Annotated in this window: 14 protein-coding genes and 5 tRNA genes; 14 read left to right on the forward strand and 5 right to left on the reverse strand. The window is 30.4% G+C overall.

What is annotated here, in order from left to right; all coding sequences use genetic code 11:
* Positions 1-15: 15 nt before the first annotated feature.
* On the reverse strand, positions 16-1,155 hold the full coding sequence (locus tag RSC72_RS08645) for a methionine aminotransferase (protein ID WP_332543665.1): 1,140 nt from the start codon (positions 1,153-1,155) through the stop codon (positions 16-18).
* Positions 1,156-1,263: 108 nt separating this feature from the next.
* Between RSC72_RS08645 and RSC72_RS08650 the strand changes: the two genes are divergently transcribed.
* Genes RSC72_RS08650 through RSC72_RS08665 form a run of 4 tightly spaced genes read left to right on the forward strand, consistent with a single transcriptional unit; the run spans position 1,264 to position 6,939 of the window.
* Positions 1,264-3,111: a DNA topoisomerase IV subunit B gene (locus tag RSC72_RS08650; protein ID WP_332543666.1), complete on the forward strand. Its 1,848-nt coding sequence runs from the start codon at positions 1,264-1,266 to the stop codon at positions 3,109-3,111.
* A 35-nt stretch (positions 3,112-3,146) separates the two neighbouring features.
* The gene (locus tag RSC72_RS08655; protein ID WP_332543667.1) at positions 3,147-3,653 is read left to right on the forward strand and encodes a hypothetical protein; all 507 of its coding nucleotides are present in this window, start codon (positions 3,147-3,149) and stop codon (positions 3,651-3,653) included.
* A 4-nt stretch (positions 3,654-3,657) separates the two neighbouring features.
* On the forward strand, positions 3,658-6,231 hold the full coding sequence (locus RSC72_RS08660; protein ID WP_332543668.1) for a DNA gyrase/topoisomerase IV subunit A: 2,574 nt from the start codon (positions 3,658-3,660) through the stop codon (positions 6,229-6,231).
* A complete protein-coding gene (locus RSC72_RS08665) occupies positions 6,232-6,939 on the forward strand; it encodes a rhomboid family intramembrane serine protease (protein WP_332543669.1) in 708 nt (235 codons plus the stop codon).
* Positions 6,940-7,011: 72 nt separating this feature from the next.
* Here the strand turns inward: RSC72_RS08665 and RSC72_RS08670 are convergent, their stop codons facing one another.
* Positions 7,012-7,644, reverse strand: coding sequence for a C40 family peptidase (locus tag RSC72_RS08670; protein ID WP_332543670.1), 633 nt, complete (start codon positions 7,642-7,644; stop codon positions 7,012-7,014).
* A 215-nt stretch (positions 7,645-7,859) separates the two neighbouring features.
* Here RSC72_RS08670 and RSC72_RS08675 point away from each other — a divergent pair.
* The 5 genes from RSC72_RS08675 to RSC72_RS08695 all read left to right on the forward strand — a co-directional run bounded on the left by RSC72_RS08675 (position 7,860) and on the right by RSC72_RS08695 (position 8,899).
* Positions 7,860-7,931 (forward strand) — tRNA-Glu (locus tag RSC72_RS08675).
* A 94-nt stretch (positions 7,932-8,025) separates the two neighbouring features.
* On the forward strand, positions 8,026-8,280 hold the full coding sequence (gene rpsT, locus RSC72_RS08680; protein ID WP_332543671.1) for a 30S ribosomal protein S20: 255 nt from the start codon (positions 8,026-8,028) through the stop codon (positions 8,278-8,280).
* 14 nt (positions 8,281-8,294) lie between these two features.
* Positions 8,295-8,366: transfer RNA gene (locus RSC72_RS08685), tRNA-Glu, on the forward strand.
* A 291-nt stretch (positions 8,367-8,657) separates the two neighbouring features.
* A tRNA-Glu gene (locus RSC72_RS08690) sits at positions 8,658-8,729 on the forward strand.
* A 98-nt stretch (positions 8,730-8,827) separates the two neighbouring features.
* Positions 8,828-8,899 (forward strand) — tRNA-Glu (locus RSC72_RS08695).
* Between the two features lie 120 nt (positions 8,900-9,019).
* On the opposite strand, the gene RSC72_RS08700 is transcribed toward RSC72_RS08695, so the two are convergent.
* Positions 9,020-10,723: an ABC transporter ATP-binding protein gene (locus tag RSC72_RS08700; protein ID WP_332543672.1), complete on the reverse strand. Its 1,704-nt coding sequence runs from the start codon at positions 10,721-10,723 to the stop codon at positions 9,020-9,022.
* Between the two features lie 205 nt (positions 10,724-10,928).
* On the opposite strand from RSC72_RS08700, the gene RSC72_RS08705 reads away from it, so the two are divergent.
* Positions 10,929-12,350 carry a hemolysin family protein gene (locus RSC72_RS08705; protein WP_332543673.1) on the forward strand — a complete coding sequence of 474 codons (1,422 nt, stop codon included), beginning with the start codon at positions 10,929-10,931 and terminating at the stop codon, positions 12,348-12,350.
* 53 nt (positions 12,351-12,403) lie between these two features.
* Here the strand turns inward: RSC72_RS08705 and RSC72_RS08710 are convergent, their stop codons facing one another.
* On the reverse strand, positions 12,404-13,111 hold the full coding sequence (locus RSC72_RS08710; protein WP_332543674.1) for a 3'-5' exonuclease: 708 nt from the start codon (positions 13,109-13,111) through the stop codon (positions 12,404-12,406).
* Positions 13,086-14,291 (reverse strand): serine hydrolase domain-containing protein, encoded by a 1,206-nt coding sequence (locus tag RSC72_RS08715; RefSeq protein ID WP_332566013.1) that lies wholly within the window; start codon positions 14,289-14,291, stop codon positions 13,086-13,088. Before RSC72_RS08715 ends, RSC72_RS08710 begins: the two co-directional genes overlap by 26 nt.
* 135 nt (positions 14,292-14,426) lie before the next feature.
* On the opposite strand from RSC72_RS08715, the gene RSC72_RS08720 reads away from it, so the two are divergent.
* The 4 genes from RSC72_RS08720 (at position 14,427) to RSC72_RS08735 (ending at position 19,182) form a co-directional block, all read left to right on the forward strand.
* Complete coding sequence (locus RSC72_RS08720) at positions 14,427-15,029, forward strand: superoxide dismutase (protein ID WP_332546689.1); 603 nt, start codon at positions 14,427-14,429, stop codon at positions 15,027-15,029.
* Between the two features lie 69 nt (positions 15,030-15,098).
* A complete protein-coding gene (gene folB / locus RSC72_RS08725) occupies positions 15,099-15,455 on the forward strand; it encodes a dihydroneopterin aldolase (RefSeq protein ID WP_332546687.1) in 357 nt (118 codons plus the stop codon).
* A 52-nt stretch (positions 15,456-15,507) separates the two neighbouring features.
* A tRNA-Cys gene (locus RSC72_RS08730) sits at positions 15,508-15,578 on the forward strand.
* Between the two features lie 604 nt (positions 15,579-16,182).
* Positions 16,183-19,182 carry a virulence factor SrfB gene (locus tag RSC72_RS08735; protein WP_332546686.1) on the forward strand — a complete coding sequence of 1,000 codons (3,000 nt, stop codon included), beginning with the start codon at positions 16,183-16,185 and terminating at the stop codon, positions 19,180-19,182.
* Position 19,183 lies beyond the last annotated feature (1 nt).

Here is a 19,183-nt window from a genome sequence, read left to right on the forward strand (position 1 = left end):
TAAACGCCTTTTTTGTTATAATTTGGTTAGTTTTTCTAGAGCTTGTTCTAAAGTTTCATCTTTCTTTGCAAAACAAAAACGGATTACTTTATGATCTGTTTTATCCTGATAAAATGCCGAAAACGGAATTGTTGCAACTTTATGTTTTATGGTTAATTCTTTTGCAAATTCATCGTCGGATAGATTACTTATTTTTGAATAATTTGCACTCATAAAATAAGTTCCCTCACATGGTAAAATATCAAAATATGTAGACGCTAATCCATCAATAAAAAGATTTCTTTTTTCTTGGAAAAAATCATTCAGATATAAGTAATGATCGGGGTTTTCCATATAATCTGCAATTGCATATTGCGATGGAGTATGTGTAGAAAAAGTATTGAATTGATGACATTTTCTAAACTCTTTCATCAATTCTTTTTCAGCTAAAATATAACCGATTTTCCAACCCGTAATATGAAATAATTTTCCAAATGAACCAACTATAAAAACACGGTCTTTTAAGGTTTTCAATTTCGCAAAACTTTGATGTTGTTTTCCGTCAAAAGTAATGTGTTCATAAACTTCATCAGCCAAAATATAAGCGTTTGTTTCACTGATAATTTTCTCAAATTGCTTTAAATCTTCTTCAGATAAAATTCGTCCAGATGGATTATTCGGATTATTGATGATAATTAATTTCGTTTTATCCGTTATTTTTTGTTTTAATTCTTCAAAATCAATAGAATATTCGGGATATTTTAATTGAATAGGAATAACTTTTCCTCCAAATAATTCGACCGTTGGTTGATACAAATCGTATGCAGGTTCAAAAATAATTACTTCATCATTTGGATAAACTAAAGTAGAAATGACATTAAAAATGGCTTGGCTTGCACCAGATGTTATATTTATTTCATTCTGAAAATCATAATCAGAATCATAAAGTTTAGAATATTTTTCGGAAAGTAAGATTCTTAATTTTTCGACGCCAAACATTGGCGCGTATTGATTGTAATTTTGTGTCGAATAATAATTTAAACGGTTAATTAATTCAGAATCTGTATTAAAATCTGGGAAACCTTGCGCCAAATTTATAGCATTATTTTTTTGTGCTAATTGGCTCATTACAGAGAAAATAGTCGTAGAAACGTGTGGTAGCTTTGATTTTATCATAAAGTTAAATTAGCGTGATTTTACTCAAAATCAAAACAATAAACCATAATATTTTATTAAATTTTTCTTATTTTTGTAAAACTCGTTTAAAAACACTTAACAACTCAAATGTCAGAAATAGATCAAGTAAATTATACTGAGGATAATATAAAAACCTTAGACTGGCGAGAGCACATTCGTATGCGACCTGGTATGTACATCGGGAAGCTAGGAGATGGTTCGTCGCAGGATGATGGTATTTATATTTTACTGAAAGAAATTGTAGATAACTGTATCGATGAATTTGTGATGGGTGCAGGAAAAACAATTGAGATTAATTTGCGCGAAGAAGAAGTAGTTGTTCGTGACTATGGACGTGGAATTCCTTTAGGAAAAATGGTTGACGCTGTTTCTAAAATGAATACTGGTGGTAAATACGATTCGCAAGCATTTAAAAAATCTGTAGGATTGAACGGTGTTGGTACAAAAGCTGTAAATGCGTTGTCATCATCATTTAAAGTACAGTCTATTCGTGATGGAAAAACCCGTATTGCAGAATTTGAAAAAGGAAATTTAATCGGGCAAGAAGACGAAAAAGAAACGTCTTTGCGCAAAGGAACTAAAATTACATTTGTTCCAGATAAAACGATTTTTCTTAATTTCAAATTTAGAAAAGAATATGTAGACAAAATGTTGAAAAACTATGTTTACTTAAATCCAGGATTGAAAATCATTTTCAATGGAGAAGAATTCTTTTCGAAAGATGGTTTAAAGGATTTATTGAAAGATAATATAGAGGAAGAAACGATTTACGATATTGTTCATCTTAAAGGAGAGGATATTGAAATCGCGATGACGCACAGCTCGAAATCATATTCGGAAACTTATTATTCTTTTGTGAATGGACAAAATACAACGCAAGGAGGTACGCATTTAACAGCTTTTAAGGAGGCTATTGTAAAAACTGTTCGCGAATTTTATAACAAAAATTATGATCCTGCTGATATCAGAAAATCAATTATTGGAGCAATTGCTATAAAAGTTATTGAGCCAGTTTTCGAATCTCAGACCAAAACAAAGTTAGGTTCTAACGAAATTGGACCAGGAATGACGACGGTTCGTACGTTTGTTAATGATTTTATCAAAACGAATCTTGATAATTTTTTACATAAAAATACTGAAGTTGCACAAGCGCTTGAGCGTAAAATAAAACAATCTGAAACAGAACGTAAAGAACTTTCTGGAATTAGAAAATTAGCCCGAGATCGTGCCAAAAAAGTAAGTTTACACAACAAAAAGTTAAGAGATTGTCGCCAACATTATAATGATCCAAAAGCGGAATTACGACTTGATTCTACAATTTTTATTACAGAGGGAGATTCAGCAAGTGGATCAATTACCAAAAGTAGAAGTGTAGAAACGCAAGCCGTTTTTAGTTTACGTGGAAAACCATTAAACTCGTATGGATTATCAAAAAAGATTGTGTACGAAAACGAAGAGTTTAATCTTTTGCAAGCGGCACTTAATATTGAAGAAGGATTAGAAGATTTACGTTATAATAATGTAGTTATTGCAACTGATGCCGATGTAGACGGTATGCACATTCGTTTGTTGATTATTACATTTTTCTTACAATTTTTCCCAGAATTGATAAAAGAAGGACATTTGTATATTTTGCAAACGCCACTTTTCCGTGTGAGAAATAAGAAGGAAACGCGATATTGTTATTCAGAACCAGAGCGTCTAAAAGCATTGGAAGAAGTTAAAAACCCTGAAATTACACGCTTTAAAGGTCTTGGTGAAATTTCTCCAGATGAATTTAAAAATTTTATCGGAAAAGATATTCGTTTAGAGCCAGTTATGATCGGTAAAGATCAAACAATAGAAAGTCTTTTAGAATTTTATATGGGAAAAAATACCCCAACAAGACAAGAGTTTATTATTAATAATTTAGCAATAGAGTCTATAAAAAATTAAATCAAACCAATCTTTACCTAAAACCTATATTAATTATGAAAAAGAATAATAAAAATGTAATTCAGCTTTTTAAAGCGCTGAATTTCTCAATCGTTATTTTAATCATTCTAAACCTTATCATGTATTTTGGTATTTTGCCTAATAAATACCATACTATACCACCTTATGTGGTCACTCTATTTATTGTATTCTTGATTTTTTTAAGCTCAAGAATGGGCAATCAATTTTTTGCAATAGATACAAAAGGTGAAACAATAACCTTTGAGACAAAAAATGTTGGTTTTTTATCATTTCTTGATTCAAAATCAAATAAAATTGATTTACCAAAATATAAATTAATCAAATATGAATTTCAGAACGGATTAATTTCAAAAGGAATAATTTTTTACATCAACAGTAAAAAAAATCCATCACAATTAACAAAAGTAAAATTTCGTTTAGCTTATATTTCTAAACTTAATATTAATAGTATTTTGAGTGAGTTAGATAAAATTGTAGAAACTAATTATCATATCAAAACTAACGTAGAAGTAGTAATTTAACATGATGCAAGACAATCAAGAGAGCATCAAGAAAGTTTCTGGTATGTACCAAGAATGGTTTCTTGACTATGCCTCTTATGTAATTTTAGAACGCGCAATTCCGTCTATTTATGATGGTTTGAAGCCAGTTCAACGTCGAATTTTACATTCGATGCGCGAGTTAGAAGACGGACGATATAATAAAGTAGCGAACATTGTCGGAAATACGATGAAATATCATCCACATGGAGATATGGCGATTTCGGATGCAATGGTGCAAATTGGTCAAAAAGAATTATTGATCGATATGCAAGGAAACTGGGGTAATACTTATACTGGCGACCGTGCTGCGGCTTCTCGTTACATAGAAGCGCGTTTAACTAAATTTGCATTAGAAGTTGTCTATAATCCTAAAACTACAAAATGGCAACCTTCTTATGATGGTCGTAATAAAGAGCCAATAGATCTTCCTATAAAATTTCCTTTGCTTTTAGCGCAAGGAGTAGAAGGGATTGCAGTTGGTTTATCAACAAAGATTTTACCGCATAATTTTATTGAATTGATTGACGCTTCAATTGCGCATCTTAGAGGAAAGAAATTTCAGGTTTTCCCAGATTTCTTAACGGCTGGTTCAATTGATGTTTCTGATTATAATGATGGTCTTCGCGGTGGAAAAGTTCGTATTAGAGCAAAAATTTCACAAGAAGACAAAACAATCTTAAAAATTACTGAAATTCCTTTCGGTACAACAACGGGTTCTTTGATTGATTCTGTTCTGAAAGCAAATGAAAAAGGTAAAATAAAAATAAAAAAGATTGAAGATAATACAGCCGCTGAGGTTGAAATTTTGATTCATCTTGTTCCGGGAAGTAGTCCAGACAAAACGATTGATGCACTTTATGCGTTTACAGATTGTGAAATTTCGGTTTCACCAAACGCCTGTGTTATTACCGATCAAACACCAGAGTTTTTAACTGTCACAGAGATTTTAACGCATAACACAAACAATACTGTAAAATTATTAAAAAGTGAGTTAGAAATTGAGTTAGACGAATTGCAAGAACAATGGCATTTTTCTTCGTTAGAACGAATTTTTATCGAGAATAGAATTTATCATGATATCGAGGAAGAAGAAACATGGGAAGGTGTTATTTCTGCGATAGATAAAGGATTGAAGCCATATATTGCGCATTTAATTCGTCCAGTTACAGAAGAAGATATTACCAGATTAACAGAAATTAGAATTAAGCGTATTTCTAAATTTGATTTAGATAAAGCGCAACAGTATATAGAATCTTTAGAAGAAAAAATCGAAAATGTAAAACATCATTTAGCTAATTTGATTGATTTTGCAGTTGAATATTTCAAAAATCTAAAGACGAAATACGGTAAAGGAAAAGAGCGTAAAACAGAAATAAGAACGTTTGATACAATTGACGCGACAAAAGTTGCAGTAGCAAATACACGTTTTTATGTTGATAGAGAAGAAGGTTTTATCGGAACTTCTCTCAAAAAAGACGAATTTTTATTTGAATGTTCTGACATTGATGATATCGTAGTTTTCAAAGACGATGGTTCGATGATTGTAACAAAAGTTGACGCAAAAACTTTTGTAGGAAAAGGAATTATTCACATCGATATTTGGCACAAAAATGATAAACGTACCATCTATAATTTAATTTATCGCGATGGTAAAAATGGTCCAGCTTATCAAAAACGTTTTGCTGTTACGGGAATTACACGCGATAAAGAATACGATTTGACGGCTGGTAACAAAGGTTCTGAAGTTCTTTATTTTTCGGCAAATCCTAATGGTGAAGCGGAAGTAGTTTCAGTAATTTTGAAAACACATCAACGCATCAAAAAGTTAAAATTTGATATTAATTTTGCCGATTTAGCGATAAAAGGTCGTGCTTCTAAAGGAAACTTAGTGACTAAATTTCCAATCAAAAAAGTCGAGTTAAAAGAGGAGGGTGTTTCAACTTTAGCGCCTCGTCAAATTTGGTTTGATACAGATACAAAACGTCTTAACGCTGATGGATTGGGAATTTTATTGGGATCTTTCAAAGGAGAAGATAAAATTTTAACAATTAATAAAAAAGGTGAAGCCAAATTAGTTTCGTTCGAATTGAGTAATCGTTTTGATGAAGAATTAGAAATTATTGAAAAATGGAAACCTACAAAACCTATTTCTTGTGTTTATTATGATGCTGAAAAAGACCGTTATTTTGTGAAACGTTTTCTTTTAGAAGATACTTTTTCACCACAAGCATTTTATACATTAGAGGATGATAAATCGTCAATAAAAGTGATTTCAACTGATTATTTACCAGTTATTGAATTAATTTTTCCGAAAATAAAAGGTCTTGAAAAAGATCCAGAAGTGATTAATGTAGAAGAATTTATTACCGTAAAAGGAATAAAAGCGCAAGGAAATCAATTAACAACATATAAATTGAAGCAAATAAATGTGTTAGCACCTTTGCCTTTTGATGAACCTGATGAAATAGAGGAGGAAGTTGAAGATGATACGCAACCAACTTTATTTGATACAATAGATGAAGATAATAACGAAGAAGAAATTTTAGAAGAAGAATAAATGGGAGATATATCGATTGTTGCATTAGGCGTTATTGGGCTTAATATATTAGTAAGCTGGAAAGGCTTTAATGATCATGCTTTTTTTGATAAATATAAATTTCAAGTTGGTTCAATTATACATAATAAAGAATATTATAGGATTTTAAGCTCAGGGTTTTTACATGTAGATTTTACACATTTGTTGTTTAATATGTTAACCTTATACTTTTTTGCAAATACAGTAATTGGTTTTTTTGCAAGTCCAGAAGGTTTTCTTTTCGGAGATTTTTCTCAAGGAAATCTAAAAATGGGTTACGGAATGTTCTTGTTAATATTTTTAGTAGCAGTAATAGGCGGAAATTTATTATCATTATTAATTCATAAAAAAGAAAATTATTATTCCGCTGTTGGAGCTTCGGGAGGAGTAACAGGAATTTTATTTGCTGCAATTGCTGCATTTCCTGAAATGGAGCTTCGTTTGCTTTTTGCAATTCCAATTCCAGCATGGGTTTTTGGAATTCTATATTTAGGATATTCAGTTTACGGAATGCGAACAAACCTTGGTAATATAGGACATTCAGCACATTTAGGAGGAGCAATTGTCGGGATGTTAGCAACTGTTATTTATTATCCAACAATTCTACAAATCAATACGTATTATATTATAGGAATGATTTTACCACTAATTGTACTTTTTGGAATGGTATTGAAAGATAACAGAAAGTAATAAAAATATACAAAACGAAAAAAGCATCAAGATAACTTGATGCTTTTTTTATGATTATAAAATTATGTTCGATTATAAAACTCTCTTAACATATAGAAATTTAGGTCCCCAGTATTTATCATTTAAAGAAGAAACCATAACGCCTTGAGATGTAGAAGAATGAATAAATTCTAAAACTCCGTCAGCATTTCTTCCATGTACAATACCAACATGTGAAACTCTTCCTCTTCCTCTTGTCGCAAAGAAAACTAAATCTCCTTCTTTTGCATCATCCGTAGAAACTGCAATTCCTTCTCTTGCTTGATCAGCTGAAACACGAGGTAAGTTTTTATTAAAACTTTCAAATACGTTTCTAACAAAGGCAGAACAATCAATACCACTTCTTGTTGTGCCTCCGTATCGGTATGGTGTACCAATATACGTTTCTGCTTCTTTTAATAAAAATCCTGCGAATAAATCATTAGTTTCTTCTAAAACACTGTTTAACACAACCATAGATTTTGCTTCATCGTTAATTTCGATAGGCGAAATATCTAAATTGGCATGTTTATTGATTATTTTAGCTTGAGCTTCAATAGCTCTTGGTTTCGGAATGAAACTTCTCGAGGAATATTCTGTAGCCTCATTTACAGGAGTCAAAGATGAACATGATGTAATAAACATCGTGCACACTACTGCAGCTACACCTAATATCGATGCTTTCATATATTGAGATTTCTTTGTATAAATTTTAATAGTGACGCTAAAGTAGTTGTTAATACTATAACTCATTCTATATAAGTTTCATTTTGACAAAATATTAACTTCCTTAACATTTTTTAACATTTATTTATTCGAAAAATAGTTCATTTTAATTTGGATAGTTAAAAAATAGTTCTAAATTTGCACTCGCTTTTCACAAGAAATGTAAGTCGTCATGCGGCCCATTCGTCTAGTGGTTAGGACATCAGGTTTTCATCCTGGAAACAGGAGTTCGATTCTCCTATGGGCTACATAAAAGTGTTTTAGAAATTTGTAAGATTTTTTTGGAAAGATTGAATTTTTGTATTTATCTTTGCAAACTAAAATAGAAAGAGATTTAAAGTTATGGCAAATCATAAGTCAGCATTAAAAAGAATTAGACAATCAGCGGTTAGACGCGATCGTAATAAATATTATCACAAATCAGCTCGTACAGCTATCAAAGCTTTAAGAACTGAAACTGATAAGAATGAAGCAGAAACAGTTTTTCCAAAAGTTTCTTCAATCATTGATAAATTAGCTAAAAGAAACATTATTCACAAGAATAAAGCTTCAAACTTAAAATCTAAGTTAGCTAAGCACATCGCTGGATTAGCTTAATAAAAGATATAAGTGGTCCCTTCGTCTATCGGTTAGGACACTAGGTTTTCATCCTAGAAAGAGGGGTTCGATTCCCCTAGGGACTACAAATTAATAGATAGATTGCATTTATTGCAATCTTTTTTTTCCTTGTTCATAGTTGTTGATTTTAATTAAACAACCAGTAGAATACTGTGTAAAGGAAATTGTTTTTTGTGTTTTGTTTGTAAAGGTTAATCATATTTGTTTTGATGATTAATCGGGAATGAAAATGTCGCTGTATAATTCAACTTGGTTCAATAATTTAGAATTATACATCGACTTTTCTGAAAATCCCAAAGCAAAGTACAGACGTTCTTTAAAAAAAAATATACGAATTATTAATTCATATTTAAGTTGGTCCCTTCGTCTATCGGTTAGGACACTAGGTTTTCATCCTAGAAAGAGGGGTTCGATTCCCCTAGGGACTACAAATTTGGCTTAATAAAAAAAAATATTAAAAATTTTCGAAAATTGTTTGGTAAGTAAAAATAAACGCTTATTTTTGCACCACAATAATACGAAAGGAGGTCCCTTCGTCTATCGGTTAGGACACTAGGTTTTCATCCTAGAAAGAGGGGTTCGATTCCCCTAGGGACTACAAAAAAGCATTCTACTTTGAATGCTTTTTTTAATATATATTCAATAGCTTCCAATTATTGGATATTAGAAAGGGTATGAAATTTATTTCATACCCTTTTGTCTTTTCTACAACTTCCGTTTATAGTTTCGGAATAGCATCTATCAATTCTTTTGTATACGTTGTTGTGGGATGTGCATAAACTTTATCCGCATCATCTAATTCTTTCATTTCGCCATGTTGCATCACTAATAATTGATCACTCATATATTTTACAACAGCCAAATCATGCGAGATGAATATATAGGTAAACCCAAACTCTGATTTAAGATCATTTAACAAGTTTAAAACTTGTGCTTGTACCGAAACATCTAATGCCGAAACAGATTCGTCACAGATTATGAATTGAGGATTCAGTGCTAATGCACGTGCAATTCCGATACGTTGACGTTGCCCTCCTGAAAATTCATGTGGATATTTGTCTAAATCTTGAACTGTTAATCCTACTTTTTCTAATAGTGTTGCAGCAGTTTCTATTCGTTCAGTTTTATTTTTTCCAATTTTATGCACTTGCATAGGTTCGGTGATAATTTGTAAAACTGTTTGACGAGGATTTAAACTTGAATATGGATCCTGAAAAATAATTTGAATATCACGTCTTAATTTTCTGATTTCTTCTTTTTTCAGTTTTGTAATATCTATTCCTTTATAATATATTTCACCAGCTGTTGGTTTTTCTAACAACAAAACTGTTCTACTTAACGTTGTTTTTCCCGAACCAGATTCTCCAACCAAACCCATTGTTTCGCCAGGATATACTTTAAACGAAATATCATCTACAGCTTTTACACTCGGATTTTTTGCATTTCCGAATAAAGTTGAAGGATAAAAATATTTTTTTAGATTCTTAACTTCTAAGATTGGTGGATTTGCATAAATTTTTTCATGAAATTCATTTCGTTCTTCTTCTGTATAAATTTCAGTTTTGAAATCTTGATTCTCCAGAAAATCTTTCACAGTTGGCAAACGTTTCGCACGTTCGTCTAATCTTGGTCGACAAGCAATCAAACCTTTTGTGTAGTTTTCTTTTGGATGATTGAAAATTGTTTCCACTTTTCCTTGTTCTACTACATTTCCACGAAACATGACCAAAACTTCTTCGCAAACATTTGCAATTACACCCAAATCATGCGAAATAAACAACATACTCATATTGTGTTTTTCTTGTAATTCTTTCAGTAAATCCAACGTTGCTTTTTGTACGGTTACATCCAAAGCTGTTGTAGGCTCATCTGCAATCAATAATTTTGGTTCGCAAGAAATCGCCATCGCAATCATAACACGTTGCTTTTGTCCGCCCGATAATTCGTGTGGATAAGCTTTATAAATACGTTCTGGATTTGGTAATTTTACTTGTTCGAAAAGATGAATAACTTTTATTTTAGCTTCACTTTTTGATAAATTTTGATGTAAACGAATCGCTTCTTCAACTTGTTCGCCACAACGCAAACTTGGATTAAGAGAAGTCATCGGTTCTTGAAAAATCATTCCAATTTCATTTCCTCTAATTTTTTCTAATTCTTTTGGCGAAAGTTTTAATAAATCAATCATTTCATCATTCTGGCGAAAAAGAATTTCACTTTTTGGATCAATTGTCGCATTTGGAGACAATAAACTCATAATAGCCAAAGAAGTTAACGATTTTCCCGAGCCAGATTCTCCTACAATTCCTAATGTATCACCTTGATGAACCTTGAAATTGATGTTATTTAAAACCTGTTTATCTCCGAAAGAAATCGAAAGATTTTTTACTTCAATGATATATTCTAACGCTTGCTTTTGCATGAAATTGAATGCTTTGAAATGAAGTGGAAATTTAGTGATTTTTTAGGCATTTTTCCGAATCATTAAATTCTCAAATTTTGTATTTAATTATTTCATAAATTTGTTACGAATCAAAACGTTGTAATTTTTAATTTTTTTATTAATTTAGATGAAATGATTCTCTGGCTTTCAAAAACTTAAACATGCCAGATTTTAAATTCGAAGAATGGATACATACTCCCAGATTTCGACATTGTTTTTAGTTGCTAATCACAATGTCACCGATGAAATTTCTATAGCAAAACTTTTGCTAACAATTTTTCTTGTCTTATTAAATGGTTTTTTCGTTGCAGCAGAATTTGCAATTGTAAAAGTGCGTTCGTCGCAAATTGAAGTTAATCAAGACATTAATGAAAGTACATCTAACGTTGCAAAACTTATCGTAAGTCATTTAGATTCTTACCTTGCAGCAACACAATTAGGTATAACACTTGCCTCTTTAGGTTTGGGTTGGGTTGGAGAAAGCTCTCTTTCGCCAGTTATTATAAAATTATTTGAAATTTTTGGTTTAACATCGCCATCTTGGACGGTAATTGCTCATAATGCTGCTTTTCCTATTGCATTCGTTATTATTACAGTTTTACACATTGTATTTGGAGAATTAGCACCAAAATCTATTGCAATTCAATATCCTACAAAAACTACATTTAGTGTAGCTTGGCCACTTCGCGCATTTTATTTTGTTTTCAAACCGTTGATTATGTTGATGAATGGTTTAGCAAATGTTATTTTACGTGCTTTTGGTATTCATCCAATTCATGGTGGAGAAATTCACTCAGAAGAAGAATTGAAAATGATTATCACAGAAAGTACTGAAGGTGGAGCAATAGAGGAGTCTGAACGTAATTTAATTCAAAATGTATTTGAGTTTGATGATCGTCGTGTGATGAATATTCAAACTTTGCGTAAAAATGTATCAGCAATCAACATCAACACGCCTGTAAAAGAGGCGTTAGATTTTGCTATAAATGAAGGTTATTCGCGCTATCCAGTTTACGAAGATGAATTTGATAATATAAAAGGTGTTATTTACGCGAAGGATTTAATCAAACAATTACTTCAAAATCCAAATCAAACAGATATTTCTGGTTTGTTGCGTGAGCCAATTTTTATTTCAGAAAACGCGTTGATTAAAAATGTAATGAAACAATTTCAGAAAAAACACATGCAATTTGCAATTGTAACGAATGAAGTTGGTGAGGTTGCAGGAATTGTATCGATGGAAGATATTTTGGAGGAATTGGTTGGAGAAATTCAAGATGAATATGATAATGAAGATCCGATAGTTTCTCGTGTTTCAGAAGGTGTTTATAATGTAAATGCACACAATGTAATAAGTGATATTAATCGTTTAATTCCATTTAGATTTGAAGAAAGCGAACTTTATGATACTTTGGCTGGATTGATTTCTGAAAGTTATCCTGATCGTGAATTAGTTGAAGGTGATTTGATTGATTTAGAAGAATACACAGGGACAATTATCAAAATGTACCGCAATTCTGTGGAACAAGTACAATTAAAAGTAAAAGAAGAATTTATTGAAAATTATAAAGATGAGCCAGATTCTGCCTCTGATGATGAAAATTAATTTTTCTACACTATATAAACAACAAAATCCGCTTTATAAGCGGATTTTGTTGTTTATAAATCTTCTTTTCGCTGTAAAGATCCGTCGTAGCGCATTTTTCTGAAAACATTAATCAGCGTTATAACATCCTTTTCGCAATAATCTTTTATACGTTCTATATTATTTTCGTCATAATAAACACGTGCAACTTGAGAGCCGTCAATATCATCTTTTGGCGTTGGAATTTCGAAAATATTAGCCAATAAATCAAGTGAAGTATAATTTTTATAGTCACCAAATTTCCATAATTCCATTGTATCTAAATGTTGAATTTCCCACGGTTTTTTACCAAATAATTGTAAAATTGTCGGAATTTCTATTTGATTAATTAACATTCGACGAGCGATATAAGGAAAATCAAATTCTTTTCCGTTGTGCGCACATAAAATATGATCTGGTTTAAAAAAGTTTTCAACTAACATAGAATTAAAATCTTCTAATAATTTCTTTTCATCATGACCATAAAAACTTTTGATATGAATAAAAGAATCTTTGACAATAATTCCGACAGAAATACAAACTATTTTTCCAAATTCTGCCATAATACCAGCACGTTCGTGGTAAAATTCCTCTGGAGAAACTTCATTATTATTGCGTTGAAAAGCCGTTTTTTTTTCCCAAAGAGCTTGTGTTCTTTCGGATAAAAGATTCCAATCATCAGTTTGTGGAACTGTTTCTATATCTAAAAATAATATTTTACTGTAAGGAATTCGTTGGATCATTTTCTTTTACTTTTTGATTAATACGCATCGCTTCGTCCACTAATCGATATACATCGCCGTCTGCAATTGGACGATTATTAGGCTGGTCGTTATGTGTTTTTCCAGTTCGGACAATCACTATTTTTTCTGAAGGAATTACCGTTACACGCTGTCCCAAATGCCCTAACATAGAGTAAAAAGGTGTTTTGTAATCATAATCCATCCAAACCGAATATCCATAAATTTTTGGTTCATTTGGCGCGAAAGCTTTTGCGTTTGGAAGAACCATTTTCTTGACAAAAGCAGAATCTAAAATTTGTTTTCCGTACCAATTTCCATCATTCAATAATAATTGTCCAAGTTTTCCGAAATCTCGTGCAGTTGCATTGAAACAACAATAGGTTTTCTCCATTCCTTTCGGATTATCTTTCGACCATTGTGCGTCTAATTCCATACCCATTGGTTGCCAAAATTCTTCTTGAAAATATTGTGATAATGATTTATTTTTTAGCGCACGCTCTATTACAATTCCTAAAAGTTGTGTGTCACTTGATTGATATTTGAAATGTCCACCAGGCTGAGCAACAAATTTTCTATCTAACATTTGTTTTATAATATCATCGCCATAATACGCTTTTGCGGTAGGATTTAGTGGGAAATAATAATCTTCGTCCCAATCATAACCAGATGTCATTGCAGATAAATCGCCAACTGTACATTCAGCTCCAAATTTATCATTTTTAAATTCTGGTAAAAAATCTGTTATTTTTTGATCCAAACTTTTGATATATCCTTGTTCAATCGCTTTTCCTAACATCATTGTTGTGAAAGTTTTCGCCATAGAAAAAGAATTTGTTAAATCATTTTGAGCATAACCATTAAAATAATATTCACTTAAGATTTGATTGTCTTTAATGATAATAAAACCTGCAGTTCCGAAATCGTTCATTTCTTTTTCGAATTTAGGAGATAACGGAAATTGATTATAATCTAAATGTTGCTGCCAAACGCGTGGTGCTCCAGCCATAATTATATTATTATCAAAATCTTTATAATCATCAATATTTGCAGTTTTTTCACCTTTAAGATAAGTTAGTTTTACGCCACGAAAAATGTAATCATTTCCTGTAGCATAAAGAATTAGGATTAATACACAAATGATTATGATGAACCATTTTATTATTTTCCAAAGTATTTTCATTTCAAAAATTTAGAATCTTTTACTAAAATAAGCTTTTACTATTAAATAATGTTAAAATTCTATCACTTCGGAATTATTATTGTTGAGTTATTGATTATCTTTATGCAAGAAATAAATCTAAAAAAATAAAATATTATGGCTTTTGAATTAGCAAAATTACCTTACGCATTTGATGCTTTAGAACCACACATTGACGCTAAAACAATGGAGATTCACCACGATAAACATCATGCTGCATATACAAATAACTTGAATGCTGCGATAGAAGGAACAGATTTAGCAAACGCTACAATCGAAGAAATTCTAGCAAAAGGAACTGATAAACCAGCGGTTCGTAACAATGGTGGTGGTTTTTACAATCATAACTTATTCTGGGAAATTTTAACTCCAGGAGGAGCAAATCAACCAACTGCAGAAGTTGCTGAAGCAATAAATGCTGCTTATGGTTCTTTTGAAGCTTTCAAAGATGAGTTTTCTAAAGCTGCTGCAACACGTTTTGGTTCTGGATGGGCTTGGTTAATCGTAAAAGATGGAAAAGTTGTGGTAACATCAACTCCAAATCAAGATTCTACATTGATGCCAGTTGCTGATGTACAAGGATTTCCAGTTTTAGGATTAGATGTTTGGGAACATGCCTACTACTTAAACTACCAAAACCGTCGTCCTGATTATATTGAGGCTTTCTTCAGTGTAATTAACTGGGATAAAGTTGCAGAAAGATTTGCATCTGCAAAATAATTAAGGTTAAAAAAATTAAACAATACAAGACTTGTGTAGAAATACGCAAGTCTTTTTTATATTTGGACTATGGGAATTATTATTTTAGAAAATATAAAAATCTATTCAAATCACGGATGTTTAGACGAAGAAGCACGTATTGGATCTGATTATTTGGTTGATTTGGAAGCGCATGCAGATTTTATAAAAGCAAGCGAATCGGATGAATTGGTAGATGCGTTGGATTATGTTTCGTTAAATAAAATTGTGAAAGAAGAGGTTGGAATTCGCTCAAAATTATTAGAACATGTTTGTAAACGTGTCTTAGATCGTATAGGACAGGAACTTACAAATGTTACGTATGCAAAAGTAAAATTATCTAAGTTGAATCCTCCTATTGGTGGACATGTAGAAAAAGTAAGTGTAATTTTAGAAAAAACGTTTTAAACTTTTTTTTTCTGAAAATATCCTTATATTTGCAATCCAAAAGAACGGGAATGGTTCCTTGACCGAGCGGTTAGGTAGCGGTCTGCAAAACCGTCCACAGCGGTTCGAATCCGCTAGGAACCTCAATTAAAAAGTTAATTGTCTTGTATTTAGATAGTTAACTTTTTTTGTTTTTCAATAGTCCGACATTAGTCCGATTTCTACTCTAATACTTAAATTCTCCTACTAATATAAACCATATTTATTTAATTTCATACACCCCCTTCCTCCGTATCCTCTTAAATCTCCTCCCTCTTTCCATTCATAATTTCTATATAGTAAGTAGCTTCAAAAAATTTTTATATTTTTTTATATTTTATAATTAAACAAGAATAATCAATCAGAAACAAGTTGGTTGCATTTTTTTTATTGGAATTTTAGTGCATTTACATTTATTACGGAGCTTGTTAATAATCTTAAATCTCTATTTTGCTAGTTTATTTTCATAAAATGTACATTATAAATAGGTGCAAGAATTTAAAATATCATTTATAACTTAATCAAAAAAAATAGAATTGTCTAAAAACTTTACCACAATTACGGAAAACCATAATTAATATTGAATAATATTTTGTTTTTTTGATCTCCAATAATTTTTAAATATTGTAATGATTAATATATAGTTGTTTAAATGCATTTTATATATTTACAATAATTAAAACAACCAAATTATAAAAACAACTTTTACATGTTAAGAATTTCCTTAATAGCAAATTCGAGTATACAGTACCATAAATTTTCGAGAAATATTGATTTAGATTTTGGAAAAGATAATAAATTATTTTTTCACCAACCATTTGACAATAACTTACTTGATTTTATCTATGATCCTCTTTTTAAAGTTAAAACAGATAATGAAGATTTGTTTTATCGTAAAAACGAACTAATTGAAAAGGATTATATTATCAATAATAAATTAAAAAGTGATTCAAATTTAGAGGATTGTAAAACTTTTACTGAATATTATGAACTATCAAATCTAAAAAAAGTTCTAAAACACTTTAACAATAAATGGATTCCGTTACCATTTTTTAAAGATAATTCAATCAACAAAGATTTAACTTATCCGACAGATTGGGTTCGCCTTTTTATTACATGCAATGAAGATTATTCGAAAGCAGAATTTGTACTTGCGATAGATACAAGTTTAGCAAAAAATGAGTATGATAAAACTAGTCCGCAACTAAGTTTTAATCCAGAAGAAAATATATATAAATTAAAATTTGAAGAAAGTTTGATTAGTAATTTTCTTTATAATGATGATAGCCAAACAAAATGGTTAGAAGGGTATATAGCAGATGTTTTTTACGGAAATAATGAAGACTTAAGATTTGAACAACCTGTTAAACAATATATTTCTCATTATTTATTGTTACTGAAATGGTTATCAAGATTAATGGATTTGCCAGAAATACAGCTTTTTACCGATGATACAAAAAAAATACCTGTAGACTTGGTTATTGATGTAGGAAATTCATCTACTTGTGCATTGTTGTTTGAGAATAATAATAATGAAAATATTCAGTTTGATAAGGTTAAAAAATTAATTATACAAGATTATACTCAACCTCACATTGAGTATGATAAACCTTTTCCGATGAATTTGATTTTCAAGGAATCTAATTTTGGAGAGATCAATAAAGAAAAATACCACAATAATAAATTTGTTATACCAAGTTTTGTTCGAATTGGTTTCGAGGCAGATGATTTAATCAACAAAAAAGGAATTAATTTGGATTTAGGATATGAATTAAAAACATATAACTCTAGTCCAAAAAGATATTTATGGGATAATAATCCATCTAATATAGAATGGGAATTTTCACCAGATTATACGAATCGAATCAAAAAAGTTTACTTAAATGGAATTTCAGAGCAACTAAATGCAGATGGATCATTAACTAAACAAGGTGAAATTTTTGGATCTAAATCTCTTTTTTCAAGAAATAGTTTGATGAAATTTGTGTTCTTAGAAATGTTAATACACGCTTATATTCAAATTAATTCTTTTCATTTTCGTCAAGAACATGGTAATTTAACAATTCCAAGAACTTTACGACGAATCACAATTTCCTGCCCAACAGCAATGATACAATATGAACAAGTTGCTTTGAGACAAGCGGCTGTTGATGCTTGTAAATTATTGAATAATTATGTAAAATTTTATTTCGATTCAGATGAAAATAAATTTTGGTTTGAAATGCCAGAGATTATTCCGTCAATAGAAGATATAAAAAAGAAAAACACAGAATTAGAAGATCGTAAAGATTGGATGTACGATGAGGCAACGAGTTGTCAACTAGTATTTCTATATAGTTTGATTTCTAAAAAATTAAATAGTAATCAATATGTAATTTCTAATTTCATTTATAAAAATAAACCTAATTTAACGATTGGTTCTATTGATATTGGTGCAGGAACAACAGATATTATGATTGCAGATTATTTGCTTAATCAAGAGAATAAAACAATAGAATTAGAACCTAAACCAAAATATTGGGACAGTTTCAAAATTGCTGGAGATGATTTATTAAAAGAAATTATTCAACAAGTAATTATTGAAGGAAAAATTAATAGTCCTATTGATGAAGGTTGTACGGGAGTTATAGAAAATTACGCGATTAATAATGGCATTAATAATGTATCAGATAAACTAAACGGTTTTTTTGGTGTAGATAGTAATAAAGTAGGGTATTTAGGGAAAATGATGAGAAAAGGATTTATTCATCAAGTTGCTATTCCGATTGCGATGTATTATCTAAATAACTCGAATAAGAATGAAGTTGAAGTAAAAACTTTTGAAGAAATAATAGGAAAATCTTTCACAAATAAAGATTTAATTAGTTATTTCGAAAGACATTTTGGCTTCAGTTTTCTTGATATCAAATTTACAATCCAACCTAAAAAATTAGATCAAATAATTGCATCAGTTTTTGATGGATTGGTAAAACAATTAGCTTTAGTTCTTAATCATTATAATTGTGATTATATTGTTTTATCAGGAAAACCCGCGTCGTTAAACAGTTTAGAGAATTTATTCTTAAAATATTTATCAATTTCACCGAATAATTTAATCAATCTCAACACTTATTGGATAGGTAAATGGTTCCCGTTTTCTGATCACAAAGGTTATGTAGAAGATGCTAAAACAATGGTAACTGTTGGTGCTATGATCTCTTTAACATCTAATCGTCTGAAAAATTTAGAAGATTTGAAATTGAATATAGAAACCTTAAGAAAAGAAGTGATTTCTACAGCTGATTATATTTTGAGAAAAGACTTCGATTCAACAGAAATCATTTTGACTCCGAAGAAAAATGAAAATACTATTTTGATTGAAAATTTGCCTTTTCAATTTGGTTATTCTAAGTATGAAAGTAAAAATTATCCTATCTCAAATTTGTATAGTATAAGCATTAATGAGGCTTATATAAGTCAACGTGCCGAAGGAAAAGAAGAAGAAATAAATAAAATAAAAGCCAAAATATTCGAAAAATTACCTTTAAAAATTACGATTTCTAGAGAGTATGACGAATCGAAAGAAAACATATTTTTAGAAAGTATAGAGAATAATGAAGGAGATGATTTACCAATAAAATTATTTAAACTAACTCCTCAAACATTAGGAACTGAAGATGGATATTGGTTAGATACATGCGAATTTACATTAGGAATTAGAAGCAATTAAA

The sequence above is a fragment of the Algoriella sp. genome (assembly GCF_036647415.1).
Lineage (GTDB): Bacteria > Bacteroidota > Bacteroidia > Flavobacteriales > Weeksellaceae > Empedobacter.